Raw genomic sequence first — 25,730 nt, forward strand, 5'->3', positions numbered from 1 at the left:
GGTCCGTCGCCGGCGGGGCGCGCCCTCAGTCGTCGGCGAGCATCCAGTCGAGGGCCTGCTCGACGTGGATGGTCGTGGTGTCGTGGAGCGGGACCGGGCTGTCGTCCTCCTCCAGCAGCAGCCCGATCTCGGTGCCCGCGAGCACGATTCCCTCGGCCCCGCGGTCGGCCATCCCCTGCATCACCTGGCGGAAGGCCTTGCGCGAGGTGTCCTTGATGATCCCGTGGACGAGCTCCTCGTAGATCATCCGGTCGACCTCGGGCCGCTCCTCCTCCAGCGGCAGGATCACCTCGATCCCCCGCTCCTGAAAGGGCCTGGTGTAGAAGTCGTGCGCCATCGTCGTCGCCGTCGCGACGAGCCCGACCGTGCGTTGGCGGGACTCCCCCACGCTGCGGGCGGTCGCCTCGGCGATGTTGAAGAAGGGGACGTCGAGAGCCTCGGAGATCTGGTCCGCGACCGCATGCATCGTGTTCGCCGCGAGGAGGATGCCGTCTGCGCCGCCGGCCTGCAGGCTCTGCGCGCCCTCGACGAGGATGCGCGCCATGCCATCCCAGTCGCCGGCGTTCTCCGCGTCGTCGACGGGCTGGAAGTCGACACTGTGGATGAGGACCCGGGCGCCGTGCAGGCCACCGAGGCGGGCATCCACCCCTTCGTTGAGCCGGCGGTAGTACTCCGCCGTCGCAGACCAGCCCATACCGCCAAGGACACCCAGGAGACGCATGACCCCACCCTAGCCAGCACCCTTGCCGCTGTGGGGGTCCAGTTCCGCATGGCGGGCGGCTGCGAGACGAGGAAGGGGTCGGGCATACCCTGCTGGACGTGAAGGTGCTGCTGCTCGAGAACATCCATGACGCCGCCCGCGAGAGCCTGGTCCATGCGGGCTTCGAGGTCGAGACGCGCTCCGGCGCGCTCGACGAGCCGGAGCTGATCGAGGCCCTGGCGGGCGTCGACATGGTCGGCATCCGCTCCAAGACCCAGGTGACGCGAGCCGTGCTCGAGGCCCGACCGGAGCTGAAGGTGGTCGGCGCCTTCTGCATCGGCACCAACCAGATCGACCTGGACGCGGCGGCACAGGCCGGCACGGTCGTCTTCAACGCCCCCTTCTCCAACACGCGCAGCGTCGTCGAGCTGGCGCTCGCCGAGATCATCTCGCTGGCCCGCCACCTGACCGACAAGAGTGCCGCGCTGCACGCCGGCGTCTGGGACAAGTCCGCGAAGGGAGCACACGAGGTCCGCGGCCGCACGCTCGGCATCATCGGCTACGGCAACATCGGCGCCCAGCTGTCGGTCGTCGCCGAGGCCTTCGGCATGCACGTCTACTTCTACGACCTCGAGGACAAGCTGCCGCTCGGCAATGCCACCCAGGTCGGCTCCCTCGACGAGCTGCTCGCCACCTGCGAGACGATCACCCTGCACGTCGACGGTCGCGCGGGCAACGCCGGGAACTTCGGCGCCGAGCAGTTCGCCACGATGCGCCCCCGCAGCCTCTTCCTCAACCTCTCCCGGGGTTTCGTCGTCGACCTGGAGGCGCTGCGCGACAACCTGGTCTCCGGACACATCGCCGGTGCCGCGGTCGATGTCTTCCCCAGCGAGCCGAAGAGGGCCGGCGACCCCTTCGAGAACTGCCTGCAGGGCATCCCGAACGTCATCCTCACCCCGCACGTCGGCGGCTCCACCGAGGAGGCCCAGCTCGACATCGGACGGTACGTCTCCGGCAAGCTGCGTGACTGGGCGGTCACCGGTGCGACGACGATGTCGGTCAACGTCCCGGCCGTCGCGGCCCCCACCGTCCACGGCGGGACGCGCATCCTCCACCTGCACAAGAACGTCCCCGGCGTCCTGGCCCGGGTCAACACGATCCTCTCCGAGGGCGATGTCAACATCGACTCCCAGCAGCTGAGCACGAAGGGCGAGTTCGGCTACGCCGTCACCGACCTCGCGAGCGACCTGCCCGCCAACACCGAGCAGCGCCTGCGTGGCCTCGAGGAGACCGTCGAGGTCCGGGTCATCGTCACCGCCTGACCCGCGAGGGGGTCTATTGCGTCAGGGCATGACCTACGCCACACTCCCCCAATGACAGACGCTCCCGCGCCCCGGTTCCTCGACGATCGCCTGGCCTGGTGGGCCGGGCACCGCCCCGACGACGAGGCCATCACCTACGGCGAGCGCACGTGGACGTGGTCCGAGTGGGATGGGCGGGTCCGCCGCGCCGCCGGTGGCCTGCGGGATCTTGGCATCGGCCGGGGCGACGTCGTGGCCTTCCTCGACAAGAACCATCCCGCCTGCGTGGAGATCAGCCTCGCAGCCGGGTCGCTCGGGTCGGCCAATGCGATCATCAACTGGCGCCTGGCCGGCGACGAGATCGACTATGCCGTCAACGACTCCGGCGCGCGCGTCCTCTTCGTGGGCTCGGAGCTGATGCCGACGATCAGCGCCATCCGCGACTCCCTTCCGCGGGTGGAGACGATCATCGAGGTCACCCCCGACGGCGTCGGGGCGGATGACTACGAGGCCTGGCTCGCCGCATCGACACCGATGGACCGCCCCGGTGAGGTGGATGAGCACGACGTCTGCCTCGTCATGTACTCCTCGGGCACGACGGGCCGGCCGAAGGGGGTCATGCTCACCCACCGCAACATGGTCACGCACACCGTTGCAGCGCACGACGGGTGGGGTTTCGACCCCGGCGACAAGTCGATGGTCTCGATGCCCCTCTTCCACGTCGGCGGGTCGTCCTACGTCCTCTTCGGGATCCACGACGGCATCCCCAGCGTGATGACCCGGGACCCGGACGGCGCGTCATTGGGGTGGGCCATCACGCAGGGCGCCAACCGGACCTTCCTCGTGCCGGCCGTGCTCGCGCAGGTGCTCCAGTCCGGAGAGGACGCGGTGGCCCTCTTCGGGCGCCTCAAGCTCTACACCTACGGGGCGGCACCGATGCCGGCCCCGCTGCTGCGTGCGGCGATGGAGGCCTGGCCACAGACCGACTTCATGCAGGTCTACGGCTTGACCGAGGTCGCCGGGGTGGCCACTCATCTGCTGCCGGAGGAGCACCGCGACCCCGAGCACCCCGAGCGTCTGCTCTCCGCCGGTCGGGCGATCCCGGGGGTCGAGATCAGGGTCGTCGACCCGGCCACGCTCGAGGACGTCCCGGCCGGTGAGCACGGCGAGATCCTGCTGCGCACCCCGCAGCTGATGGCCGGCTTCCTGGGGCGGCCCGAGGCCACGGCCGAGGTCGTGATCGACGGTGACTGGTTCCGCACCGGCGACATCGGCCGGCTCGATGACGGGGGCTTCCTCTTCGTCGAGGACCGGATCAAGGACCTGATCATCAGCGGCGGGGAGAACATCTACTCGCCGGAGGTCGAGCGCGTGCTCGCGGAGCACCCGGCCCTGCTGGAGGTCGCGATCATCGGCGTGCCCGACGAGAAGTGGGGGGAGTCGGTCAAGGCCGTGGTCGCCCCTCGCCCCGGGGCCGAGGTGAGCGAGCAGGAGCTCATCGACTGGTGCAAGCAGTCGCTGGCGTCCTTCAAGGCCCCCCGCAGCGTGGACATCGTCGACGCGCTCCCGCGCAACCCCACAGGCAAGATCCTCAAGCGCGAGCTGCGCCGGCCCTACTGGGAGGACGGCGGGACCACCGTCTGACGCGGGGGCACCGCACCCTCGGTGCCCCTGGCCCTCGTCCGTCAGCGGTCGCGGATACGGCGGACGTCGCCGCCGTCAGCGAGGTTGCGCCCACCCACATGGGCGGCGAGGGCCGCGCCGCCCACGAGGGCGCCCCACAGGATGGGGAAGCGCTCCCAGTGGGTGCCGTTGAGCAGGTCCGTCTGACCGCCCACGACCAGGGCGAGCACCGGGACGCCTGCCCCGGCGAAGAGCGCGATCGTCGTCATCGCCGCAACCGGCGCGGCAGCCTCAACGACGAGGGCACGACGCAGTAGCGATCGTGGCACTCCGGCGGCGACCTGTCGCGTCAGCTGGGGGGCACGCAAGGACGTCTGCTCGGTCACGGCCACGAACAGCCCGACCGCGCCGAGGACCGCAGCCACCACCGTCAGCGTCTGCACCACCAGAACGGGCACCAGGTAGAACAGGACCTCCGACGGGAGTTGCCCTCCGGCCTCGACCTCGTCGTACCCGTAGCCGCGCACCCCGCTCATCAGCTCCGACCTCAGCACGCCCTCGGTGATGATGGAAACGGCACCGACCAGCGCGACGAGGACGAGCGACACGGCTGTCCGCGAGGCCAACCGAGGACGGGCGAGCATCAGCCGCCCAGCGAGGAGCCCTGTCGCACCTCCTCTGCCGCTGAGAGACCTGCCGATGCGCGCAGCGACGCCTGGTGCCCAGACGGTCAGAACGGTGACGCAGAGCCCGCAGGCGGTGATCGGCAACAGAGTGGCCAACCCGTCGAGCACCGGCGTGTACCACCGCTCTCCCTCGGGGCGACCCATGAGCAACACGATCACGGACACGATCGAGAGGATCATGAACACGACCAGGGCAAGGGATACGAAGGTACCCTGCTGCCGCTCGGAACGAGCCTGACCGACGACGGTGGCCTGCACGCGTCGAGCCGCCAGGGGCAGGAGCAGGACCGCCAGGAGCGGGCCCAGCGCCGCGGCCAAGACGAGGACCAGAGGGTTGGGCCAGACCCCGACCTCGAGGACGGGGACACTCCCACTCTCCGTCCCCGTTCCCGCGACGGCGTCCGAGTAGCCCACACGAAAGACCCTCGGCGCGATCGCGAGCAACCCGTAGAAGACGACAACTCCCATGGCCGTACCGACGGCGCTGCACACCAGGGCTTCAGCCCGGATGACCTTGCCGACATCGGCTGGGGTGGCACCTGCACTGCGCATCGCCGCGAGGCGAGTGTCCCGGCCGGGGGCACCCACCCGCACTGCTTGCACTGTGAGGTGCGCGACCGGCACCGCCATGAGCACCAGCGCGACGACGACGCCGCCGGCGAGCCCCGGATCGGCGAGCAACTCCCCAAGGACCGAGTATGCTTTCGCGTCCCGATTCACGCCGTCCGCCCAGAATGACGGAATGCTTGCCGCAGCGGCGAAGAGCATCGCGCCGAGCGCCGCGCACCCGCCGATGAGCCAGCGTCGCAACCGGTCGTCGGGCCCTCCCTTCGCCGCCAATCGCGACGCCTCGGTCCAGGTGAGGCTCATCGCGCTGGCACCGGCTCGTCGACGTCCAGCAGCCCGTCCCTCAGGACGACTTCGCGGTCGGCGTAGGCAGCGACACGCGCGTCATGGGTCACGAGGACGACCGACAGCCCTTCCTCTGCGGCGATGTCGGTGATGAGGTCCATGGCGCCTTCGCCGGCCCGTGAGTCCAGAGCGCCGGTCGGTTCGTCAGCGAAGAGCACCCCCGGGTTGGACACGAGGGCCCGCGCGAGAGCTGCGCGCTGTGCCTGTCCCCCGCTGACCTCGCTCGGCAGCTCGTCGGCAAGGCCCACCACGTCGACCCTGGCCAACCAAGCGCGCGCCGTCTCGAGAGCCTCGGCCCGCTTGCGACGCTCCAGCAGGAGCGGTAGCGCGACATTCTCGGCGAGCGTGAGCTCCTCGATGAGCTGTCCGAACTGGAAGAGCACCCCGGCACTGGTCCGACGCAGTCGCGAACGCCCGTCCTCGGTCATGGTGGTGACTATGCGGTCACCGAGGCGGACCTCCCCTTCGTCGGGACGAAGGACCCCCGACAATGCGTGGAGGAGCGTCGACTTGCCGGAGCCGCTCGGGCCGGTGACGGCAACCATCTCCCCGGCTGCCACCGACAGGTCGACCCCGCGCAGCGCGGGACGACGCCCGTAGTCGTGGGCCAGCCCGACGGCCGTGATGGCCAGTGCGTGCCCGTCGCGGTGCATCGTCATCGCAGATCTCCCTCGAGGTCGTGGACGCGCTCGAGGGCGTCCTCCATCCACCGGACATCGGCGTCCAGATGGCTCAGCGCATAGTCGGCGGCGAGGACCCGGTGCAGGTCCCCCTTCGCCTCGCGTCGTGTTCGAGTCAGCTCGCGCATCCGCTCAAGGTGCGCGACCCGCTGGCGACGCAGGAAGGTGCGCGCCGCGCTCTCTCCACCCACGAGGAGGGCGACGGCCACTTTGGTCGCCAAGGGGTTGGCCACGTGATCTGCAGGGCCATCGGGCTCTGCCGCCCACGCGTCGAGCTCGGTGTGCCCGGCCACGGTCAACTCGTAGACGGTCCGCTCCGGTCCCCCTGCCTGCTCGGTGACGGACTCAGTGACCCAACCCTTTCCGGCGAGCCGCCCCAGCGCCGCGTACACCTGGCCAAAGGCCATCGGTCGCGCCGCCGGGAGCAGCTCGTCGTGGTGACGCTTGAGGTCATACCCGTGCTGCGGCCCCCTGCTCAGCAGCCCCATGAGTACGTGCCCCGTCGTCATGAGGCTCACTATTCACTATGTGAGTAGTGAGCGTCAACACACACGTGGGGCCGCCCACCGGATGGCGAGCGGCCCCACGTCGTGCTGCGGGAGATCAGTGCGAGTGGCCGTGACCGGCCTCGCCCTCATCCTCCTTCTTGTCGACGACGAGCGTGTCGGTGGTCAGGACCATCGACGCGATCGACGCGGCGTTGACGAGCGCGGAGCGGGTGACCTTCACCGGGTCGATGACGCCCTGGGCGACGAGGTCGCCGTACTCACCGGTCGCGGCGTTGAGGCCCTGACCCGAGGTGAGCTCCTGCACCTTGGCGACGGCGACGTAGCCCTCGAGGCCCGCGTTCTCGGCGATCCAGCGCAGCGGCTCGACAGCGGCCTTGCGCACGATGTTCGCGCCGACCGCCTCGTCGTCCTCGAGCGAAAGGTTGTCGAGGACGGCCACGGCGTGGGCCAGCGAGGAGCCACCCCCGGCGACGATGCCCTCCTCGATCGCGGCACGCGTCGCGGAGATCGCGTCCTCGATGCGGTGCTTCTTCTCCTTGAGCTCGACCTCGGTGTGGGCACCGACCTGGATGACGCAGACGCCACCGGCGAGCTTGGCGAGGCGCTCCTGGAGCTTCTCGCGGTCCCAGTCGGAGTCGGTGCGCTCGATCTCGGCCTTGATCTGGTTGACCCGACCGTTGACGGCGTCGGCATCGCCCTGACCGTCGATGATCGTCGTGGTGTCCTTGGTGACGACGACGCGACGGGCCTGGCCCAGGTCCTCGAGACCGACCTGGTCGAGCTTGAGCCCGACCTCCTCGGCGACGACCTGGCCACCGGTGAGGATGGCCATGTCCTGGAGCATCGCCTTGCGGCGGTCGCCGAAGCCGGGGGCCTTGACGGCCGCGACGTTGAAGACACCCTTGAGCTTGTTGACCACGAGCGTCGAGAGGGCCTCGCCATCGATGTCCTCGGCGATGATGACCAGCGGCTTGCCGGACTGCACGACCTTCTCGAGCACCGGGAGGATCTCCTGGATGTTGGAGATCTTGCCCTGGTTGATCAGGACGTAGGCGTCCTCGAGGACACCCTCCATGCGCTCCGGGTCGGTGACGAAGTAGGGGCTGATGTAGCCCTTGTCGAACTGCATGCCCTCGGTGAAGTCGAGCGAGGTCTCGGCGGTCGAGGACTCCTCGACGGTGATGACACCGTCCTTGCCGACCTTGTCGAAGGCCTCGGCGATGGTGCCGCCGATGACCTGGTCCTGGGCGGAGAGCCCGGCGACCTGGGCGATCTCCTCCTTGCCCTCGAGCTCGCGGGCGTTCTCCAGCAGGCGGGCGGAGACGGCCTCGACGGCCTTGTCGATGCCGCGCTTCAGACCGGCCGGGGCGGCGCCGGCGGCAACATTGCGCAGGCCCTCCCTCACCATGGCCTGGGCGAGGACGGTCGCGGTCGTCGTGCCGTCACCGGCGACGTCGTTGGTCTTGGTCGCGACCTCCTTCGCGAGCTGGGCACCGAGGTTCTCGTAGGAGTCCTCGAGCTCGATCTCGCGGGCGATGGTCACGCCGTCGTTGGTGATGGTGGGGGCGCCCCACGCCTTGTCGATGACGACGTTGCGGCCCTTGGGGCCGAGCGTCACCTTGACGGCGTTGGCGAGCTGGTCGACACCTCGCTGGAGGGCGTCACGGGCGGAGTCGTTGAACTCCAGTTCCTTGGCCATGAATGTCCTTAGGTCTCTTCTACGAAGGGGGAAAAGCGAGGACGCCCCGGGGGGACCCGGGAGTGGGTCCCCACCCGGGGCGTCAGCTGCGTGGTGGGATCAGGAAACGATCGCCAGCACATCGCGGGCGGACAGGATGAGGTACTCCTGGCCACCGTGCTTGATCTCGGTACCGCCGTACTTGGAGTAGACGACTCGGTCACCGACCGAGATGTCCATGGGGACGCGCTCGTCACCGTCATCGTTGAACCGGCCCGGGCCGATGGCAACGACCTCGCCCTCCTGGGGCTTCTCCTTGGCCGTGTCCGGGATGACGAGACCGGATGCGGTGGTCTGCTCGGCCTCGACGGACTGGACGACGATGCGGTCCTCGAGCGGCTTGATGGAAACCGACACGCTGACTCCTTTAGTGAGGGTCGTGAATATGTGAGTTCTGGTGCGCCGGGCCGGACGCCGTCGCGGGGATCGACCGACCATGGCATTTGGCACTCGCCACTGGTGAGTGCCAACACCAAATCTAGGCCGACGATTGGCACTCGGTCAACCTGAGTGCCAACCCGGTCCTCGCGCCGTGGGACGAAGGGGGTGGCCACCCGGATCACGTGAGGTCGCCACCCTTCGTCCTCGTGTGGACAATGGGCCCGGTGGATACCCAGACCGTGCGGTGGCTCGCCTCCCCCGAGGGGCACGCCCTCCTGCACGACCTGCCGGCCTACCAGGAGGCGGAGGCGGTGGCGGAGGCCGGCCGTCTGCGCGCCGCGGGCCACACCGCCGAGCAGACTGCTGCGCTGCTGACGCAAAAGCGCCTGCAGGCCCGCGCGCAGGAGAAGTTCGGCGAGTTCGCCGAGGGCATGCTCTTCACCCCCGACGGACTGGAGCAGGCCAGTCGCCTCGAGGTCGCCGCGACCCACGCCGGGCGCTACGCCGCCGCGAGCCTGGCCACCGTGCACGACCTCGGCTGCGGGGTCGGCTCCGACGCCATGGCGATGAGCGCCCTCGGAGTCACCGTCCAGGGCGTCGACGCCGACCCCCTCACCGCGGCGATCGCCGACATCAACCTGCGTCCTTGGCCGGACAGTCGCGCCCACGCCGGCGTCGCCGAGGACTTCCGGCCACCGCTCGACCCGCTGCACGCCCGGGCCGGGGTCTGGCTCGACCCGGCCCGCCGCACACCGGGTGTGACCGATCGCTCCGGCCGCACCCGCCGTGTCTTCCGCCTCGACGAGATCTCGCCCAGCTGGGACTTCGTCCTCTCGATCGCCCGCGACGTGCCCGCGACCGGCGCCAAGCTCAGCCCCTCCCTGCCCCACGACATCCCTCCGCTGGGCACCGAGGCGCAATGGACCTCGTGGCAGGGAACCGTCCTCGAGTGCGCCGTGTGGTGGGGTCCGCTGGTGAAGGCGAGCGGGCGGAGCGCACGGGTCCTGCGCAAGGGCAAACCACCGGTCGAGGTGGACCAACGCACCTGCGAGGAGGACCCGGCGAGGGCGACCTCGCTCGCCGACATCGGTCCGTGGCTCTACGAGGCCGACCGGGCGGTGACGCGGGCCGGGCTCATCGGCACGGTCACCTCCGCGGCGTCCGGTCTCGAGCTGGAGGTCGGCCTCGGCTACGTCTCCAGCACCGCGGAGCTCGACCTGGGGCACGCCCGCCGATTCGAGGTCCTCGAGGCGATGCCCTTCTCCGTGAAGGGACTGCGCGGCTGGCTGCGCGAGCACGGCATCACCGGACTGACGATCAAGAAGAGGGGCATCCGCCTCGACGAGGAGCAGCTGCGCCGGCAGCTGAAGATCGGGCGCGGCGCCGGCGACGGGAAGAGCGCGACCATCGTCCTCACCCGCGTGGCGGGTGCGCAGGCCGTGCTCGTCGTCTCCCCGGCGGACTGAGCCGCGACCATGCCCCGCAGGTAGCCTGCGGGGCATGTCGAGTCGAGCGCACCGCCTGCCCCGGATCGCCGCGAGCGCCGCCGTCCTCGCCCTCGTGGGCTGTGGTGGCGCCGGGGGTGACGAGGGCGCGAGCAGCGCGAGCAGCACGAGCAGCACCAGCGAGAGCTCCTCGAGCTCTTCTTCGCGCTCTTCTTCCTCGACGGGCAGCACCAGCCCCAGCGCGTCCCGCACGAGCTCGTCGACCACGCAACCCGGCTCCTCCTCCTCGACCGGCACCGCTGGCGGGGCCGGGTCCAGCTCGTGCGTCACCTCGGTCCGCGACGCGATGACCCCCACCCAGCAGGCCGGACAGTTGCTCATGGCCGCCCTGCAGCCGGGCCCGGCGACGGGCCTGGACCCCTACATCAGCGGCCAGGGCCTGGGGTCGATGCTGTATCTCGGCGGCTGGAAGGACTCCGGCACCGTCAGGGCGGCCAGCGACCACCTCCAGCAGGCCTCCCCCACCATCGACGGCACCACGATCGGGATGCTCATCGCCGCGGACCAGGAGGGCGGCGAGGTCCAGCAGCTCACCGGCAGCGGCTTCACGCAGATCCCCACCGGCCTGGAGCAGGCGCAGGACCCGAACCTGCGGGGCTCGGCCACGACCTGGGGCACGGAGCTGGCGAAGGCCGGGGTCAACGTCAACCTCGCTCCCGTCGCCGACACCGTCCCGAGCGACGTCGGCACGGCCAATGCCCCGATCGGCCAGTACTCCCGCGAGTACGGGTCGACGCCGCAGGCGGCGAGCGCGGGCGCCGTGGCCTTCGCCCGCGGGATGCAGGACGCGGGCGTCGAGCCCACCGTCAAGCACTTCCCCGGCATCGGCCGGATCACGGGCAACACCGACGTCACGGCCGAGGGCACCTCCGACGAGGTGGCGACGACGAAGGACCCGCACCTCGCCCCCTTCGCCGACACCATCGAGAGTGGGACGAAGATCGTCATGGTCGGCTCCGCCCGCTACCCGAAGATCGACGGCGACACCCCGGCGTTGTTCTCCGAGAAGATCGTCGACGGCATGCTCCGCGAGGACCTCGACTTCGACGGGGTCGTCATCACCGACGACGTCGGCGCCGCCAAGGCCGTCGCAGCCACGCCCGTGGGCGAGCGCGCCACGACCTTCGTCGACGCCGGTGGCGACATCGTCCTCACCGCCGCTCCGGACCAGGTCCCGACGATGGTCGAGGCGCTGACGACGAAGGCGACGCAGGACAAGGCCTTCGCGACGAAGATGAACGCCTCGGTGACCCGGGTGCTCACGCTCAAGGAGGACATGGGCCTGCTGCGCTGCCACTGACCCCGCGGACGAGCGTCCCGTGGATCGCATGGCTTTGCCGGGGTGACCTGACTACCGTGAAGAGTCCACTCATGATCAGGGAGGACAGCATGCTCACGACATCCGTCATTGACGGCACCAACATCGTCAGCGTCACGCTCGATGGATCGGTCAGCGCCGACGAGGACGACGCCGCACAGAGGGAGATCGCCGCCGTCGCGGCCGAGCACGGCAAGGCCCGGATGCTGCTCGACTACGAGGGCATCGACCTGTCGCGCGTCGAGCCGAGGGCGGTGTGGGAGGACCTCAAGGGGGTTCGCCTGCTGGGGGACATCGACCGGGTCGGCGTCGTGGCCGACAGCCGCGCGATCGAGTCCTTCGCCGAGGTCTTGGGGGCGGTCTCCGCGGTGGAGGTCCGCGCCTTCGGTCACCAGCAGCGCGAGGCCGCGGTGGCCTGGCTCTCCTCCTAGCATGGGAGAGCCCCCGATCCAGTGCGGATCGGGGGCTCTCTCGCGGCCGGGGGTACTCGTCACCCGGCCGGCTGGATCACTTGCTGTCGGTCATCTCCGTGTCGAAGGCGTCCGGGTTCTCCTCGACCCAGGCGTCGATGGCCTCGGCTTCCTTGCCCTCGCCGTACTCGTTGACGACCATGTCCTCGAGGGAGCCGTACTGCTTGTCGTCGAGCTGGATCCCCTCGATCAGCTCGGCGGCCTCGGGGAACTCGTCGGCGAAGCCCTTGGTCCCGAGGAAGTGCAGCGCCTCGCTCTCACCGAGCGCGCCCTTCGGGTCCTTCAGGTCCCGCATGTCGAACTCGCTGTTGGCCCAGAACGGACGCCACAGGGTGACGACGATCTCCTCCTCGGCCCCCGTCGCCTTCTTCAGCTCGGCCGTCATGCCCGCGGTCGAGGAGGTCAGCAGCTTGAAGTCCCCGGCCAGGTCGTAGTCCGGGATGACGTTGTCCTGGGTGGCCTCGGTCAGGCCGGCGCCCGGCTCGATGCCGATGATCTTGCCGTCCAGCTCGTTGGCGAACTTCGGCAGGTCCTCGATCGACTGGATCTTGCTGTAGTCCGGCACCGCGAGGGTGAGCTTGGCGTTGTCGTAGTAGGCGCCGACGTCCTCGATGTCGTCCCCGTACTTGTCCATGTAGGACTTGTGGGTGACCTCCGGCCACGCCGAGGGGTACATGTCGACGTCGCCCTGGGACAGGGCCGTGTAGAGCGGGCCGGCCTCGGTGAGGGTCTGCATCTCGACCTCGTAACCGGCCTTGGTCAGCTGGTCCTCCAGGAGGTATGCGGTGGACAGCCCGTCCGACCATGACGGGATGAAGCCGAGCGTGATGGTCCCCTTGCTCTCGCCGTCGCCTCCGTCGCCGGAGTCCGAGCCGCTGTCGCCGCACGCTGCCAGGCCGAGGCCGAGGGCCGTGACCCCGGCCGCGGCGACGGCCTTCCTGCTGATTCGCTTCGTCATATCTGTTTCCTCCTCGTCGTCACCGCTGCGCGGTGGCTGGGTTCCGGTATCGACCGGGTGGGTGTCAGGCCCGCTGGAGCCGTTTCTGGATCTGGCGGTACAGGGAGCTGGGATAGTCGCCGGGCTTGCCGAGCGCAGCCGTCACTCGGTCCAGGAAGATCGCCAGGACCACGACGCCGAGGCCGGCCTCGACGCCCTGGGGGATGTCCAGGGTCGAGATCGAGGAGACGACCGCCTTGCCGAGCCCGTCCGCGCCGGCGATGCCGGCGATGACGACCATCGACAGGGCCAGCATGATCACCTGGTTGATCCCCGCCATGATCGTCGGGGTCGCCAGCGGCAGCTGGATCCCGCGCAGGATCTGGCCCGGGGTGGCGCCGAAGGCGGCCCCGGCCTCGACCGTCTCGCTGTCCACCTGGCGGATGCCGAGCTCGGTGAAGCGCACCCCGGGCGGCAGGGAGAAGATCACCGTGGCGAAGACGCCGGGAACGGTGCCGACGCTGAAGAAGATGATGGCCGGGATGAGGTAGACGAAGGCGGGCATCGTCTGCATGAAGTCGAGCAGCGGCCGGACCGCGGCACTCACGCCGTCGTTCCGCGCGGCGGCCATGCCGATGGGCACGGCGATGGCGACGGCGACCACGCTGGCGATGATGACGAGCGAGAGCGTGAGCATCGCGTTCTCCCACTGGTCCATGGAGGCGATCAGGGCGAAGCCGACAGCCGTCGCGATGGCGAACTGCCACGAGCGGGCCAGCCACGCCAACGCCGCCACGATGATGATCACGACGATCGGCGCCGGCGCCAGAAGCACCGAGTCGAGCGAGTCCACGAGCCACGCGGTACCCGTCTTGATCGCGTCGAAGAAACCCTCGGCGTTGGTCGTCAACCAGTCCAGGGCCGACTCGGCCCATTCACCGACGTGGATCCGCGGGAAGTTCGAGTCCTCCATCACCGCACCCCCATCTCGAGGTCCGCCGCGGGCGCATCATCGTCCGCAGCCATGGCCTCGACCTGCGAGGTCGACGCCGACGCGGCGAGCAGCGTCGCGTGCGGCACGGTGCCCAGGAGCTTGCCCTCACCGTCGATGACGGCCACGGGGCTGCTCGCGACGGAGGCGCCGCGGAACATGTCGGCCAGGTAGGTGTCCGGGCTCGCCGTGGCCACCTCGGTGCGCGGGATGAGGGGAAGCGACTCCCGCCGCTCGCGCACGGCCGTGGCGACGTCGCCCTCCCAGAGCATCCCGACGAGCCGCCGCTCGCGGTCCAGGACGGCCAGCCACGGCGCCTGCGTCTCACGCATGAGCTTCTGCGCGGCCAGGGGCCCCTGGCCCTGCCCGATCACCGCCGGAGGTGTCTCCATGACGCTGTCGGCGGTGATGACCCGGCTGCGGTCGACGTCCTGGACGAACTGGGCCACGTAGTTGTTGGCCGGGTCGTTGAGGATCTGCTCCGCGGTGCCGATCTGCTCGATCCGACCGTCGCGCATCATCGCGATCCGGTCACCGAGGCGCATCGCCTCGTTGAGGTCGTGGGTGATGAAGAGCACCGTCTTGCCGAGCTCGCTCTGCAGCTCGACGAGCTTGTCCTGCATCTCCCGGCGGATCAGGGGATCGAGCGCGCTGAAGGCCTCGTCCATGAGCATGATGTCGGAGCCGGACGCGAGCGCCCGGGCCAGTCCGACGCGCTGACGCATGCCGCCGGAGAGCTCATCGGGCATCGAGCCACCCCAGCCGCCCAGGTCGACCATCGCCAGGGCCTCCTCGGCGCGCTTCTCCCGCTCCGCCCGGTCAACACCCTGCACCTTCAGTGCGTAGGCCGCGTTCTCCCCCACGGTGCGGTGCGGCAGGAGCGCGAAGTGCTGGAAGACCATGCTCACCCGCTCGCGGCGCACCCGCCGCAGGTCCTCCCCCTTCGCCCGGGTGACGTTGGTGTCCCCGATGACGACGTCACCGCTCGTCGGCTGCAGCAGGCCGTTGACCATGCGGATGAGGGTCGACTTCCCGGAGCCGGACAGCCCCATGACGACGAAGATCTCGCCCGCCTCGACCTCGAAGGACGCGTCGATCACCGCCGCCGTCACGCCGAGCTCGCGCAGGTCCTCGCGTGAGGACCCCTCCTGGAGGGCGCGCACGCCTCGCTCGGGGCGTCGGCCGAAAACCTTGTACAGGTTGGTGGCGGTAATCGAGCTCACAGGTCTCCTGACTCGTGGCGACACAGGATCGCCCCGCGTCGTGGCCTGGTCCTCGTCGGGTGCCAAGCGCCTCTCGGCGGGGCGACTTCGTTGTCATCGTGCACACCAGATGGTGCGCTTCAACTACCACAGAATCATCGATCACGCAGGATGACCAAGGGGATTGACCCTTCGTGACCTGATTGAAACAACCATCAGTGGTCGTGGTCGACGTGCACCGGCACCCCGGTGCGCACATCGGTCACCGGCAACGAGCTGTCCGCCGGCAGCGAGGGGTCGCTCGGCGGGCGGTCCCTGATCATCAGCTGGGCGCCGAGGCTCGCGACCATCGCGCCGTTGTCCGTGCACAACCCCGGACGCGGGACACGAAGGGCGATCCCCGCGGCATCGCACCGCTCCCGGGCCATCGTCCGCAGGCGGGTGTTGGCGGCAACGCCCCCACCGACCTGGAGCGTGTCGACCCCGTGCTCGCGGCAGGCGAGGACGGCCTTGCGGGTGAGCACATCGGTGACCGCCTCCTGGAAGGACGCGGCGACATCGGCGACCGGCACCTCGCGACCTGCAGCGCGCTCGTGCTCCACCCAGCGCGTCACCGCGGTCTTCAGCCCGGAGAAGGAGAAGTCGAAGCGGTGCCGCTCCATGTCCTTGCGACTGGACAGGCCGCGCGGGAAGTCGATGGTGATCTGCCCGTCGCTCGCCGCCCGATCGATGTGCGGCCCTCCGGGAAAGGGCAGGCCGAGGACGCGGGCGACCTTGTCGAAGGCCTCCCCCGCCGCGTCGTCGATCGTCGCGCCGAGGCTGCGGATGTCGTGCGTGACGTCGGGGACGAGGAGGAGGGAGGAGTGCCCGCCGCTGACGAGCATCGCCATCGTCGGCTCGGGCAGCGGCCCGTGCTCGACGATGTCGACGGCGACGTGACTCGCGAGGTGGTTGACCCCGTACAGCGGCGTGCCCAGGGCCACGGACAGCGCCTTGGCGGAGGCGACTCCGACCATGAGCGCACCGGCCAGGCCGGGGCCGGCGGTGACCGCGATGCCGTCGAGGTCGGACAGTGCGACACCCGCCTCGCGGCAGGCCCGCTCGATCGTGGGGACCATCGCCTCGAGGTGTGCCCGCGAGGCGACCTCTGGGACGACCCCGCCGAATCGGGCGTGCTCGTCCACGCTGGAGGCGATGGCGTCCACGAGCAGCTCGGTGCCGTGGACGATGCCGACACCGGTCTCGTCGCACGAGGTCTCGATGCCGAGCACGAGCGGCTGGTCAGTCATGCCGACTCCATCAGGTCGAGGGCGAGGACGAGCGCGTCGCCCCCGCCCGGGTAGTAGCCACGGCGGGTCTGCAGATGGCTGAAGCCCCGGGCTGCGTACAGGCCGCGGGCGGCGGCGTTGTCGGCGCGGACCTCGAGCAGGAGCCGTTGTGCCCCGGCGGTCCGGGCCCGCGTCACGAGCTCCTCGAGGAGGCGGCGGCCCAGGCCGGTGCGGCGGGCGCGCGGGAGGACGGCGATCGTCATGACATCGCTGACCTCGCCACCGTGGTCGAGCACCGCGTAGCCGACGATGCCCTCGTCGTCCTCGGCGAGGAAACACTCGCGACGGGGCCGCCCGGCGAGCTCGCCCCACCACGACGGGAGGCTCCAGGCCTCGGCCCCGAAGAGCTCGGTCTCCAGGTCCGCAAGCTCCGCCAGATCCTGCCAGCGCACCTCGCGCAGCGCCCTCGCCGCCGCAGCGCTGCTCACTGCTGTCCCTGCTCGGGCGACGGCACGTCCCGGTGACGGCCCTGCTGCTGGCGCGGGGCGAGGAGGGCCGACTTCGGGGCGGCGGGAGCGACGGCGTCGGGACGGCGCAGGTAGAGCGGCTCGACGGGCAGGTCCACGCCTGCGCTGATGCCTCGCGCGGCGCGGGCGGCCAGGACCCCTGCGTCGACGTCGAGCGGCAGGTCGAGGCCGTGCGGCAGGAGGTCGGGGTAGAGCACCGCCCCACGGCCGGCCGTCGGCAGCGCGCGCACGGCGTCGGGCAGGTCCGCGGGCCTGGTCACCGCGGGCTCGTCCAGCGGCGTCGCCTCGCCGGCCGTGCACCGGTAGCGGGCCCAGTAGACCTCCTTGCGGCGTGCGTCGGTCGCGACGAGCATCTCGCCCTCGTGGCCGTCCTCGGCGGCTGCCGCCGCGAGCGCATCGAGGGAACACACACCGTGCACGGTGACGCCGCGCGCGTGGGCGAAGGTCCGTGCGGTGACCAGACCGACCCGCAGCCCGGTGAAGGGCCCCGGACCGGTGCCGACCGCGACATGGCTGACCTGGGCGGGCGTGGTGCCCGCGGCCTCGAGGGTCTCGATGAGCAACGGCGCGAGCAGCTCGGTGTGGCGTCGCGCGTCGATGACGCTGCGGGAGGCGAGCACCCGCTCGCCGTCGTGCACCGCCACGGTGATGGCCGAGGTCGCGGTGTCCATCGCGAGGATCCTCATGCCGTGCTCCCTTCGTCCAGCAGCGCCTCGACGTCGATCCGGGCCCAGCGCGCGCCCACGGCGCGCACCTCCATGGTGCGCTCCTCGGTGCGTGGGTCCGCGACGAGGGTGATCTCGAGACGGTCCTCGGCGAGACCCTCGGCCAGGCCGGCCCCCCACTCGACGACGGTCACGGCCTCCTCCAGCTCGGCGTCGAGGTCGAGGTCGTCGAGCTCGGTGACCCCACCGAGGCGGTAGGCGTCGACGTGGACGAGCTCCGGCCCGTGCCGCAGGGGCGGGTGGATCCGGGCGATGACGAAGGTCGGTGAGGTCACCGCGCCGCGCACGTCCAGCCCCTCCCCGATCCCGCGCGTCAGGGTCGTCTTCCCGGCGCCGAGGCCACCGGTGAGGACGACGAGGTCCCCGGCCCGCAGCAGAGCACCGAGGCGGCGCCCGATGGCGGTGGTCGCGTCCGGGTCGGGCAGCAGCAGGCTCACGCGGTGTGCTCCCGGACCGCTCCCTTCGCCCGCTCGGCGTCGGCCTCGGCGTCGTCGCCGTGCGGACGCTCGAGCAGGCCGAAGATCGCGTCGGTGACGGCTCCGGGGCGCTCCAGCTGGAGGATGTGGCCCACCCCGGGGATGACGACGAGCTCGGCCGTGGGCAGCGCCTCGGCCAGCTGGTCGCTGTGGGCCGGTGGGGTGAGCACATCCCGGGAGCCGGCGACGATGAGCACCGGGGTCTCGGTGAGCCCCTCCAGGGCCGGGCGCACGTCGAGCTCGTCGAGCTCGGGCAGGAAGGCCCCGATGGTGTCGAGGCGGGTGCCGAAGATCATCGTCGCCACCTGCCGCAGCAGGTCCTTGGGCATCTCGGTGCCGAAGGCGTACTTCTGCACCGCCCAGGACTCCACACCCCGACCGGCGGCCCGGGTGCTGCCCCACAGGCCCTCGCGGCGGGCCAGGTTGCCGAGGAAGCCCGGGCCGAGCATCGCGATGATCCGGTCGAAGATCCGCCCGAGACCGAGCTGGACGAGGCTGTCCCCTCCGGCGCTCGTGGCGATGAGCGCCGCGCCGGCGACCCGGTCCCGGGTCACGTCGCGGTAGCGCCCGGCGAAGCTCATGATCGTCATGCCGCCCATCGAGTGGCCGACGAGGACGAGCTCACCCTCCGGTGTCGTGGCGTCGATGACGGCGCGCAGGTCGCGACCGAGCTGGTCGATGGTGCAGTGCTCCAGGTCGCCGACCTCGGAGAGGCCGTGGTTGCGCTGGTCGTAGCTGACGACCCGGTATCCCGCCTCGACGAGCTCACGCCGCTGGTGGATCCACGAGCTGAGGTTGAGCACGAAGCCGTGGACGAGGACGACCGTCGGTCGCGGGCCGGGCCGCCAGCCCGTCGGCTCGTCGACCTCGACGTGGAGCACCAGACCGTCGCTCGTCGGGACGGCCAGGACCTTGTCCGCGGCGAAGGGGAAGACGTGCACCTTGTCCTGACCGGTGACGGCGTAGGCGCGGGAGCGGTCGACGGCCTTGCGGCCGGCGAGCCCGGCACCGGCGATGGCGGCGCCGCCGACGACGGCAGCGGCCAGACCGATGCCGGTCCCTGCTGCCCTGCCGACGCGCCGGGTCGCGGTGTCCTTGCGGGGGGATTCCTTCACTGCTGCACTCCCAGGTAGCGGCGCGGCACGCGGGGGCCGAGCCGGGTGACGATCTCGTAGTTGATCGTGTCGATCGCCGCGGCCCAGTCCTGGGCCGTCGGCTCCCCGTGCGCCTCGCGCCCGATGAGCACGACCTCATCGCCCGCGGCCGCGGGGCTGTCGGCGCCGAGGTCGAGGACCATCTGGTCCATGCAGACCCGACCGGCGACGGTGTAGTGCCGACCACCGACCTGCATCGGACCGACATTGCCGGCGTGGCGCGGGATGCCGTCGGCGTAACCGAGGGGGACGAGGCCGAGGCGGGTCTCCCCCTTCGTCGTGTACTGGTGGCCGTAGGAGATGCCCTGTCCCGGCCCGCAGTCCTTGACGTTGATGAGGCGGGCGGTCACCCGCATCGCCTCACGGAGGCCGAAGTGGGTCGGGCCACCGATGTCGGGCACCGGGGAGAGTCCGTAGACCGAGATCCCCGGGCGCACCATGTCGAACTGCGCGGAGGGGTTGGTCAGGGTGGCCGCGGAGTTGGCGAGGTGGCGGATCCGCGGCCGCAGGCCGACGCGCTCGGCATCGGCGATGACGGCGACGAAGGTCTCCTGCTGGGCGCGCACGGTGGGGTGACCGGGGAGGTCCGCGCAGGCGAAGTGGGAGAAGATCCCCTCGACGTCGACGATCCCCTCCGCCTCGAGCCGGGCCGCGTCGCGCAGCATCCCGGCGAGGTCCTCGCGCCACGCGCCCCCGCGCCCGAGACCGGTGTCGGCCTTGAGGTGGACGCGGGCGGCGCTGCCCGTGGCGCGTGCTGCTGCAGCGATCTCGGTGAGCGCCCACGGGGCACCGGCGGAGACGGTGAGGTCGGCACGCACGGCCGCGGCGAGGTCGGCGCCGGGTGGGAAGAGCCAGGTGAGGATCGGGGCACTCACACCGGCGGCGCGGGCGGCGAGCGCCTCGGAGAGCTGGGCGACGGCGAGGTAGGTGGCGCCACCGGCGAGGGCGGCACCGGCCACGGGGACGAGGCCGTGCCCGTAGGCGTCCCCCTTGATGACGGCCATGACGTCGGCGTCACCCGCGCGGCGGCCGAGCTCGGCGACATTGTCCGAGATCGCCGTCAGGTCGATGTCGGCCCACGCCGAGAGCCCGACCGTGGACCCCTCCTTCGGCAGGACCGAGGGGGTCGCGACGGACGGCAGGGCGGGGTGGGGGTGCGAGATGTCCATGGGCTGTCGTCGAGTCTAGATCGGCGAAGGGGGGCAGGATGGGAGGCATGACCTACCGCGAGGACGACTACCAGGCAGACCGCACCCGCTACGACGCGATGGAGTACCGCCGCTGCGGACGCTCCGGGCTCCAGCTGCCGCCGATCTCCCTCGGGCTGTGGCACAACTTCGGGGACGGGGAGGCCCTGGCGACGCAGCGCGCGGTCCTGCGCCGGGCCTTCGACCGGGGGGTGACGCACTTCGACCTGGCCAACAACTACGGACCGCCCTACGGCTCGGCCGAGCGCAACTTCGGGACGATCTTCGCCGAGGACTTCCGCCCCTACCGTGACGAGCTGATCATCTCGACGAAGGCCGGCTGGGACATGTGGCCGGGTCCCTACGGCCAGATCGGGGGCTCGCGCAAGTACCTGCGTGCCTCGCTCGACCAGTCGCTGCAGCGGATGGGGCTGGACTACGTCGACATCTTCTACAGCCACCGCTTCGACCCGGACACCCCGCTCGAGGAGACGATGGGCGCCCTCGACGCCGCCGTGCGCGCCGGCAAGGCGCTCTACGTCGGCATCTCCTCCTACGGGCCGCAGCGCACCCGCGAGGCCTACGCGATCCTCCAGGAGATGGGCACTCCCCTGCTCATCCACCAGCCCTCCTACTCGATGATCAACCGCTGGATCGAGGACGAGCTGCTCGACACCCTCGGGGACCTCGGTGTGGGCGCGATCGCCTTCTCCCCACTGGCGCAGGGTCTGCTGACGCACAAGTACCTCGGCGGCATCCCGGATGACTCCCGCGCCGGTCGTGAGGGGACCGGCGTCGCCGACCAGCTCACCGAGGACAACCTCACGCGGATCCGGGGTCTGCACTCGATCGCCCAGGAGCGGGGCCAGTCGCTGGCGCAGATGGCACTCGCGTGGGCCATGCGCGATGAGCGGGTCACCTCGGTGCTCGTCGGGGCACGCCATGTCGAGCAGCTGGAGAACAGCCTCGGCGCCCTCGACTCGACCGACTTCAGCGACGAGGAGCTGCGTCGGATCAACGAGTACGCCGTCGACGGGGGCATCAACTGGTGGGCGGAGTCGGCACAGGCCTGACCGCCGCGTCGCCCCTCAGGTCCCGGGGTTGAGCAGCTCGGCGACGACGGGGCCGATGGCCTGCGCGACCGCGAGGGCGCGGACGGGGCCGCCGGGGTTGGCGTGGTCCGCGGCGCGGGCGTGGACGAGCGCGCCCAGCGAGGCCGCGTCGAGCGGGTCGAGTCCGGCCGCCAGCAGGGTGCCGAGCAGGCCCGCGAGCACGTCGCCCGCACCGGCGGTCGCCAGCCAGGCGGGTGCGGCGTCGTGGACGTGGATCGGCCCCTCGGGGGCGACGACGTAGGTCACGCCGCCCTTGAGGAGGACGGTCGCACCCGTGGCCTCGGCCAGCATCCGGGCGTGCCCCCGGGGGTCGGCCTCCACCTCGGCCCGGGTGAGCTCCGTCGTCCTCCCGAGCAGCCGGGTGAGCAGACGAGCGCACTCCCCCGCGTGGGGGGTGAGGAGCGTCGGCCCGTCCCGGACGCCCGTGACCAGATCGAGCCCACCGGCGTCCAGGAGGACCGGCAGGTGCGAGTCCAGCGCCGCGCGGGCCGCGTCCAGCTGGGCGGAGGCCCCCTTCGCCCGGGACGTGGGGTCGAGGCCGGGCCCGATGACGTGGGCCTGGACCCTCCCTTCGCCCGGCACCGCCTCGGGGACGGCGGCCCGCACGAGCTCCGTCGGGTGGGGCGGGCCGATGTAGCGGACCATGCCGGCACCAGCGGTCACCGCCGCGGTGACGCTGAGCAGGGCGGCGCCGGTGTACTGCTCGCCGCCCGCGTTGATGCCGACGACCCCGCGGGAGTACTTGTCGTCCTCCGCGGTCGGGACCGGCCACAGTCCCGGCACGTCGTCCGGGGTGATCCGGACGACGACGGGCCGCGCCTGCTCGAGGTCGAGACCGATGTCGAGCACGGTGAGCAGACCGCACGCGGCCTCGGTCGGCGGCAGGAGGTGGACCGGCTTGGGAGCGCCGAAGGTCACCGTCTCGTCCGCGAAGATCGCATCGGCGACGACCGGACCGCCCTCGACCGGTTGCCCGCTCGGGGTGTCGATCGCGATGATCCAGGCGCGGTCGCGGATCGCGTCCACCCAGGGTCGGGCGAAGGGGGCCAGCCCGGGCCGCCCCCCGATCCCGGTGATGCCGTCGAGGACGACCTCGGCGCGCGTGATCGCGGTGATCGCCTCGGAGCCACTGCCGGTGATGACCCGGGCGCCGTGGGCGCGAGCGCGCTCGGCCGCGGTGATCTGGACCTGCGAGGCCGTGGGACCGGCGCACACGGCCGTGGCCTCGAAGCCGCGCCGGGCCAGCCGGGCGATGGCGAAGAGCGTGTCCGCGCCGTTGTTGCCCGGGCCCACGAGGCCGACGACGCTGCGCACACCCCGCTCGCGCATGCGACCGGCGGTGAGGCGGGCCGCTCCCTTCGCCGCCCGGCCCATGAGCTCACCGCTCTCGAGCAGGTCGGGCAGGGCCTCTTCGGCCGCGCGGATCGTCTCGACCGAGTACGCAGTGATCATGCCCGTGACGCTACCGGGGCCCTCGGTGGGTCACGTGAGCAGCGGCAGGAGCGCGGTCCGCGCCTGCTCCAGGGCGGCCTGCGCGTCGGGTCCGGCAGCGATGAGGACGAGCGAGGCCGAGGTCGGGGCGGGGCGGCCGACCGCGCGGGGTGAGACCTCCACCCTCTCGCCGGCGAGGTGGATCTCGGACCAGGCGCCGTCGCTCCCCTGCAGCACGCCCTTGGCGCGGACGAGACGTCGGGCCTCCTGCGCCAACCCGCCTCGCAGACCCACGAGGTCGACCGGTCCGTGGGCGGTCAGCGTCAGGGACCGGTGGGTGTCGGCATGGTGGTCGGCGCCGGAGCCGTGCTCGCCGGGGGCGCTCGGGCCGGCCCCGCTCGTGGCGAGCGTCCCCGCGAAGACCTGCGCTGCGGTGGCCTCCGGGTGGGTCGCCGACTGCAGCACCACCTCGGCCGCCGGGGCCACCTCCCGGCACACGGCGAGCGTGTCGTCGACCTCGACCGGACCGGCGAGGTCGGTCTTGGTCACCAGGACGACCTCGGCCGAGGCGAGCTGCCTCCGGACGGTGTCGCCGACGTACTGGTCCCGCAGCAGCGCGCCGACCCTCGTCGCGTCCGCGCACACCACGATGGGCCCGGGCCGCAGGCCGGGGAAGCTGCGCCACGAGGCGAGCTGACCCGGGTCACCCACGCCGCTGACCTCGCACAGGACGTGGTCGAGGTCCTCGCGGGCGGCGAGCGCCGTCATGACGCGGGCGGTGTCATCCGTGGCCTGGCAGCAGATGCAGCCGTTGGTCAGCTCGAGGGTGTCCCCGTCCGCGGACGCGATCAGGTCGGCGTCGATGTTGACGCTGCCGAAGTCGTTGACCACCACCGCGGTCCTGCCGAGGGTGGCCCGGGTCAGGAGGCGGTTGACCAGGGTGGACTTGCCGGACCCGAGGTACCCGCCGATGACCCCCAGGCGGGCCGTCACGGTGCGGCGGCGGGGCGGGCCAGCGCCGAGGCGTGGTGCCTCCCGCCGACCACGGTGCCGTGGACGTGGATGTCGCCGATGCGCTCGGGAGCGACGTCGAAGGGGTCGTCCGCGAGGACGGCGATGTCGGCGAGCTTCCCCGCCTCGAGCGAGCCGACCTCGTGGTCCATCTTCAGCAGGTAGGCCGCCCCGACCGTGACCGCCTCCACGGCCTCCTGCACGCCGATCCGCTCGTGCTCTCCCATGACCCGCCCGGAGACGGTGAGGCGGGTCACCGCGTGCTTGACGCTGTGCAGCGGGCCCAGCGGGGTGACCGGCGTGTCGGAGTGCAGGGCGATGGGCACGCGGTGACGCAGGGCCGTGGCAGCGGCGTTCATGCGCGCGGCCCGGTCCGGACCCACGGTGACGTCGATGTGCTGGTCGCCCCAGGCCCAGATGTGGTTGGCGAAGATGTTTGCGCCGGCCCCGAGAGCGGCCATGCGTCGGTACTGGGCGGCGGTGCTCATCTGGGAGTGGGTGCAGGTGTGCCGATGGTCCGGCCGCGGGTGGTCGGTGAGGATCCGCTCGAGGGTGTCGAGGAAGAGCTGCGTGGTCTGGTCACCGTTGCAGTGCACGTGGACCAGCGCGCCGGACCGGTGGAAGACCTCGAACGCCTCGTGGAACTCCTCGGGAGTCACTCCCCAGATGCCGTTGGGCTCGTCGCCGTAGTAGCCGGGCTCGAGCAGGCGCGCGGTGAAGCCCTGGATCGAACCGTCGAGCATCAGCTTGACGTTACCCATGCGCAGCTTGGCGTCGGACTGCTCGCGCAGTCGCACCAGGCGCTCTGCGGCCTCGGGCAGGGACCGGTTGACCGGGCCGACACCTGCACCGAAGTGGAAGACGTTCAGCCGCGCGGGGAAGTCGTCGTCCACCGCCTCCCGGTACAACGCGACCCCGTCGTCGTCCATGAGCGCGGTGGAGCCCAGGTCGGTCAGGGTCGTGGTCCCGGTGTTCACCGCGTCCTGGGCGAAGGCCCGCATCCCCTCGGCGGTGATGTCCAGCAGGCTGGAGCCGGCGGTGATCTGCTGGACCAGGCCCATCGCCGCGAACTCCTGCAGCTCCCCGGTGGGCTCACCGGCCTCGTCCTTGACGACCCCCGGGACCGTGACCGATGCGTCGATGCCGCACTGGCGCAGGGCGACCGAGTTGACGGTGCAGACGTGCCCGTTGGTGTGGGCGAGGTGCACGGGTCGGGTCCCGGAGACCCGGTCCAGCTCCGCCACCCCCAGGGACCGGCCCGGGAAGTAGATGGGGTCCAGCCCCCAGGCGAGCAAGGGGGCGTGGGGGTCCTCGATCTCTGACTCGACCTCGATCAACCGCTCCAGCACCTCCTCGATCGTGCGGCACCCCGGCCACCGACGACCCTGCGGGTCGGTCCGGTCGACGAGCCCGACATAGGTGTTGGACCACACCGTCCCCGTCCCGGCGTGGCTGTGCGCCTCCACGAAGCCGGGCAGCAGCACCGCGTCCGCGTAGCGCTCGTCGAGCACGGCCCCCGGGTAGGTCATCAGCTCCTCGACGCTGCCCACCGCGCGGATGCGCTCACCTCGGACCGCGACCGCCTCCGTCACGGGTCGGGCCGGATCCAGCGTCCGGACCAGTCGAGCCACGTACACGGTCGTCGGTTCCATGGGTTCCTCTCGGCGGGGTGCGATCGCCCACCAGTGTGGTCAGGCGCCCGTGGCCGGGCAAGGTCCACATCGTCGCCGTCCGGTGGGTACCAGGGGCGGGGCCGGGCGGTGTGCCCCCGGTCCCGGGTCTGGCCCCACCGAAAAGGAGTCAAGTGGTCCTTGATCTGCGCGCCATCACACAGCAGTGTGAACCGGAACACAACAGCCGCGAGTCAGAACCGAGCCCCGACAACT

The 25,730-nt window shown here is 71.2% G+C and carries 24 protein-coding genes; 6 read left to right on the forward strand and 18 right to left on the reverse strand.

All coding sequences use genetic code 11. The annotated features are described in order from the left end of the window. Nucleotides 1–25 precede the first annotated feature (25 nt). On the reverse strand, nucleotides 26–721 hold the full coding sequence (locus tag ACR9E9_RS15310) for an aspartate/glutamate racemase family protein (RefSeq protein ID WP_435199973.1): 696 nt from the start codon (nucleotides 719–721) through the stop codon (nucleotides 26–28). A gap of 98 nt (nucleotides 722–819) precedes the next feature. On the opposite strand from ACR9E9_RS15310, the gene serA reads away from it, so the two are divergent. Together serA and ACR9E9_RS15320 are read left to right on the forward strand one after the other, a co-directional pair. Further along, nucleotides 820–2,022, forward strand: a complete 1,203-nt coding sequence (gene serA, locus ACR9E9_RS15315; protein ID WP_435199975.1) for a phosphoglycerate dehydrogenase — start codon at nucleotides 820–822, stop codon at nucleotides 2,020–2,022. A gap of 51 nt (nucleotides 2,023–2,073) precedes the next feature. Beyond that, a complete protein-coding gene (locus ACR9E9_RS15320) occupies nucleotides 2,074–3,645 on the forward strand; it encodes a long-chain-fatty-acid--CoA ligase (RefSeq protein WP_435199977.1) in 1,572 nt (523 codons plus the stop codon). 41 nt (nucleotides 3,646–3,686) lie between these two features. On the opposite strand, the gene ACR9E9_RS15325 is transcribed toward ACR9E9_RS15320, so the two are convergent. From ACR9E9_RS15325 to groES, 5 genes are all read right to left on the reverse strand, one after another. After that, nucleotides 3,687–5,180 (reverse strand): FtsX-like permease family protein, encoded by a 1,494-nt coding sequence (locus ACR9E9_RS15325; protein ID WP_435199979.1) that lies wholly within the window; start codon nucleotides 5,178–5,180, stop codon nucleotides 3,687–3,689. After that, nucleotides 5,177–5,881 (reverse strand): ABC transporter ATP-binding protein, encoded by a 705-nt coding sequence (locus ACR9E9_RS15330; RefSeq protein ID WP_435199981.1) that lies wholly within the window; start codon nucleotides 5,879–5,881, stop codon nucleotides 5,177–5,179. The genes ACR9E9_RS15325 and ACR9E9_RS15330 overlap by 4 nt, the downstream gene beginning before the upstream one ends. Then, complete coding sequence (locus ACR9E9_RS15335; RefSeq protein WP_435199983.1) at nucleotides 5,878–6,411, reverse strand: helix-turn-helix transcriptional regulator; 534 nt, start codon at nucleotides 6,409–6,411, stop codon at nucleotides 5,878–5,880. Before ACR9E9_RS15335 ends, ACR9E9_RS15330 begins: the two co-directional genes overlap by 4 nt. Before the next feature lie 94 nt (nucleotides 6,412–6,505). After that, nucleotides 6,506–8,110, reverse strand: coding sequence for a chaperonin GroEL (gene groL, locus ACR9E9_RS15340; RefSeq protein WP_435199985.1), 1,605 nt, complete (start codon nucleotides 8,108–8,110; stop codon nucleotides 6,506–6,508). A 99-nt stretch (nucleotides 8,111–8,209) separates the two neighbouring features. Further along, nucleotides 8,210–8,506 carry a co-chaperone GroES gene (gene groES / locus ACR9E9_RS15345; RefSeq protein ID WP_435199987.1) on the reverse strand — a complete coding sequence of 99 codons (297 nt, stop codon included), beginning with the start codon at nucleotides 8,504–8,506 and terminating at the stop codon, nucleotides 8,210–8,212. Between the two features lie 248 nt (nucleotides 8,507–8,754). Between groES and ACR9E9_RS15350 the strand changes: the two genes are divergently transcribed. The 3 genes from ACR9E9_RS15350 to ACR9E9_RS15360 all read left to right on the forward strand — a co-directional run bounded on the left by ACR9E9_RS15350 (nucleotide 8,755) and on the right by ACR9E9_RS15360 (nucleotide 11,784). Continuing rightward, the gene (locus ACR9E9_RS15350) at nucleotides 8,755–9,996 is read left to right on the forward strand and encodes a THUMP-like domain-containing protein (protein WP_435199989.1); all 1,242 of its coding nucleotides are present in this window, start codon (nucleotides 8,755–8,757) and stop codon (nucleotides 9,994–9,996) included. Nucleotides 9,997–10,321: 325 nt separating this feature from the next. Then, on the forward strand, nucleotides 10,322–11,335 hold the full coding sequence (locus ACR9E9_RS15355; RefSeq protein WP_435199991.1) for a glycoside hydrolase family 3 N-terminal domain-containing protein: 1,014 nt from the start codon (nucleotides 10,322–10,324) through the stop codon (nucleotides 11,333–11,335). Nucleotides 11,336–11,424: 89 nt separating this feature from the next. Beyond that, nucleotides 11,425–11,784 carry an STAS/SEC14 domain-containing protein gene (locus ACR9E9_RS15360; RefSeq protein ID WP_435199993.1) on the forward strand — a complete coding sequence of 120 codons (360 nt, stop codon included), beginning with the start codon at nucleotides 11,425–11,427 and terminating at the stop codon, nucleotides 11,782–11,784. Between the two features lie 76 nt (nucleotides 11,785–11,860). Here ACR9E9_RS15360 and ACR9E9_RS15365 read toward each other — a convergent pair whose 3' ends face one another. From ACR9E9_RS15365 to alr, 9 genes are all read right to left on the reverse strand, one after another. Continuing rightward, nucleotides 11,861–12,781, reverse strand: coding sequence for a glycine betaine ABC transporter substrate-binding protein (locus ACR9E9_RS15365; protein ID WP_435199995.1), 921 nt, complete (start codon nucleotides 12,779–12,781; stop codon nucleotides 11,861–11,863). Nucleotides 12,782–12,845: 64 nt separating this feature from the next. Beyond that, nucleotides 12,846–13,733, reverse strand: coding sequence for an ABC transporter permease (locus ACR9E9_RS15370; RefSeq protein WP_435199997.1), 888 nt, complete (start codon nucleotides 13,731–13,733; stop codon nucleotides 12,846–12,848). Next, nucleotides 13,733–14,974: a quaternary amine ABC transporter ATP-binding protein gene (locus ACR9E9_RS15375; protein ID WP_435199999.1), complete on the reverse strand. Its 1,242-nt coding sequence runs from the start codon at nucleotides 14,972–14,974 to the stop codon at nucleotides 13,733–13,735. Before ACR9E9_RS15375 ends, ACR9E9_RS15370 begins: the two co-directional genes overlap by 1 nt. A gap of 194 nt (nucleotides 14,975–15,168) precedes the next feature. Further along, nucleotides 15,169–16,242, reverse strand: coding sequence for a tRNA (adenosine(37)-N6)-threonylcarbamoyltransferase complex transferase subunit TsaD (gene tsaD, locus ACR9E9_RS15380; protein ID WP_435200001.1), 1,074 nt, complete (start codon nucleotides 16,240–16,242; stop codon nucleotides 15,169–15,171). Beyond that, the gene (gene rimI, locus ACR9E9_RS15385) at nucleotides 16,239–16,709 is read right to left on the reverse strand and encodes a ribosomal protein S18-alanine N-acetyltransferase (protein ID WP_435200003.1); all 471 of its coding nucleotides are present in this window, start codon (nucleotides 16,707–16,709) and stop codon (nucleotides 16,239–16,241) included. Before rimI ends, tsaD begins: the two co-directional genes overlap by 4 nt. Then, nucleotides 16,706–17,434 (reverse strand): tRNA (adenosine(37)-N6)-threonylcarbamoyltransferase complex dimerization subunit type 1 TsaB, encoded by a 729-nt coding sequence (gene tsaB, locus ACR9E9_RS15390; protein WP_435200005.1) that lies wholly within the window; start codon nucleotides 17,432–17,434, stop codon nucleotides 16,706–16,708. Before tsaB ends, rimI begins: the two co-directional genes overlap by 4 nt. Next, nucleotides 17,431–17,910 (reverse strand): tRNA (adenosine(37)-N6)-threonylcarbamoyltransferase complex ATPase subunit type 1 TsaE, encoded by a 480-nt coding sequence (gene tsaE / locus ACR9E9_RS15395; RefSeq protein ID WP_435200007.1) that lies wholly within the window; start codon nucleotides 17,908–17,910, stop codon nucleotides 17,431–17,433. Before tsaE ends, tsaB begins: the two co-directional genes overlap by 4 nt. Next, nucleotides 17,907–19,064, reverse strand: a complete 1,158-nt coding sequence (locus ACR9E9_RS15400; protein WP_435200009.1) for an alpha/beta fold hydrolase — start codon at nucleotides 19,062–19,064, stop codon at nucleotides 17,907–17,909. The genes tsaE and ACR9E9_RS15400 overlap by 4 nt, the downstream gene beginning before the upstream one ends. Further along, nucleotides 19,061–20,272, reverse strand: coding sequence for an alanine racemase (gene alr / locus ACR9E9_RS15405; protein WP_435200011.1), 1,212 nt, complete (start codon nucleotides 20,270–20,272; stop codon nucleotides 19,061–19,063). Before alr ends, ACR9E9_RS15400 begins: the two co-directional genes overlap by 4 nt. A gap of 47 nt (nucleotides 20,273–20,319) precedes the next feature. Here alr and mgrA point away from each other — a divergent pair, with 47 nt between their 5' ends. Further along, nucleotides 20,320–21,363, forward strand: a complete 1,044-nt coding sequence (mgrA, locus tag ACR9E9_RS15410; protein WP_435200013.1) for an L-glyceraldehyde 3-phosphate reductase — start codon at nucleotides 20,320–20,322, stop codon at nucleotides 21,361–21,363. A 15-nt stretch (nucleotides 21,364–21,378) separates the two neighbouring features. Here mgrA and ACR9E9_RS15415 read toward each other — a convergent pair whose 3' ends face one another. The 3 genes from ACR9E9_RS15415 to ACR9E9_RS15425 are packed head-to-tail and all read right to left on the reverse strand — an operon-like array spanning nucleotide 21,379 to nucleotide 25,496. Further along, nucleotides 21,379–22,854, reverse strand: coding sequence for a bifunctional ADP-dependent NAD(P)H-hydrate dehydratase/NAD(P)H-hydrate epimerase (locus ACR9E9_RS15415; protein WP_435200015.1), 1,476 nt, complete (start codon nucleotides 22,852–22,854; stop codon nucleotides 21,379–21,381). A 30-nt stretch (nucleotides 22,855–22,884) separates the two neighbouring features. Further along, nucleotides 22,885–23,826, reverse strand: coding sequence for a CobW family GTP-binding protein (locus ACR9E9_RS15420; RefSeq protein ID WP_435200017.1), 942 nt, complete (start codon nucleotides 23,824–23,826; stop codon nucleotides 22,885–22,887). After that, complete coding sequence (locus ACR9E9_RS15425; protein WP_435200019.1) at nucleotides 23,823–25,496, reverse strand: amidohydrolase; 1,674 nt, start codon at nucleotides 25,494–25,496, stop codon at nucleotides 23,823–23,825. The genes ACR9E9_RS15420 and ACR9E9_RS15425 overlap by 4 nt, the downstream gene beginning before the upstream one ends. Between the last annotated feature and the right edge of the window lie 234 nt (nucleotides 25,497–25,730).

This window comes from Janibacter sp. GS2, assembly GCF_051200835.1.
Lineage (GTDB): Bacteria > Actinomycetota > Actinomycetes > Actinomycetales > Dermatophilaceae > Janibacter.

What these genes read in the sequence shown, in the direction of transcription:
- ACR9E9_RS15355 (WP_435199991.1), top strand. Translation starts at nt 10,322, where the DNA reads ATGACCCCCACCCAGCAGGCCGGACAGTTGCTCATGGCCGCCCTGCAG.
- ACR9E9_RS15425 (WP_435200019.1), bottom strand. Translation starts at nt 25,496, where the DNA reads ATGGAACCGACGACCGTGTACGTGGCTCGACTGGTCCGGACGCTGGAT.
- ACR9E9_RS15360 (WP_435199993.1), top strand. Translation starts at nt 11,425, where the DNA reads ATGCTCACGACATCCGTCATTGACGGCACCAACATCGTCAGCGTCACG.
- ACR9E9_RS15330 (WP_435199981.1), bottom strand. Translation starts at nt 5,881, where the DNA reads ATGACGATGCACCGCGACGGGCACGCACTGGCCATCACGGCCGTCGGG.
- groL (WP_435199985.1), bottom strand. Translation starts at nt 8,110, where the DNA reads ATGGCCAAGGAACTGGAGTTCAACGACTCCGCCCGTGACGCCCTCCAG.
- ACR9E9_RS15370 (WP_435199997.1), bottom strand. Translation starts at nt 13,733, where the DNA reads ATGGAGGACTCGAACTTCCCGCGGATCCACGTCGGTGAATGGGCCGAG.
- ACR9E9_RS15365 (WP_435199995.1), bottom strand. Translation starts at nt 12,781, where the DNA reads ATGACGAAGCGAATCAGCAGGAAGGCCGTCGCCGCGGCCGGGGTCACG.
- tsaD (WP_435200001.1), bottom strand. Translation starts at nt 16,242, where the DNA reads ATGACTGACCAGCCGCTCGTGCTCGGCATCGAGACCTCGTGCGACGAG.
- mgrA (WP_435200013.1), top strand. Translation starts at nt 20,320, where the DNA reads ATGACCTACCGCGAGGACGACTACCAGGCAGACCGCACCCGCTACGAC.
- tsaB (WP_435200005.1), bottom strand. Translation starts at nt 17,434, where the DNA reads ATGAGGATCCTCGCGATGGACACCGCGACCTCGGCCATCACCGTGGCG.
- ACR9E9_RS15325 (WP_435199979.1), bottom strand. Translation starts at nt 5,180, where the DNA reads ATGAGCCTCACCTGGACCGAGGCGTCGCGATTGGCGGCGAAGGGAGGG.
- ACR9E9_RS15415 (WP_435200015.1), bottom strand. Translation starts at nt 22,854, where the DNA reads ATGATCACTGCGTACTCGGTCGAGACGATCCGCGCGGCCGAAGAGGCC.
- alr (WP_435200011.1), bottom strand. Translation starts at nt 20,272, where the DNA reads ATGGACATCTCGCACCCCCACCCCGCCCTGCCGTCCGTCGCGACCCCC.
- ACR9E9_RS15335 (WP_435199983.1), bottom strand. Translation starts at nt 6,411, where the DNA reads ATGACGACGGGGCACGTACTCATGGGGCTGCTGAGCAGGGGGCCGCAG.
- ACR9E9_RS15310 (WP_435199973.1), bottom strand. Translation starts at nt 721, where the DNA reads ATGCGTCTCCTGGGTGTCCTTGGCGGTATGGGCTGGTCTGCGACGGCG.
- ACR9E9_RS15320 (WP_435199977.1), top strand. Translation starts at nt 2,074, where the DNA reads ATGACAGACGCTCCCGCGCCCCGGTTCCTCGACGATCGCCTGGCCTGG.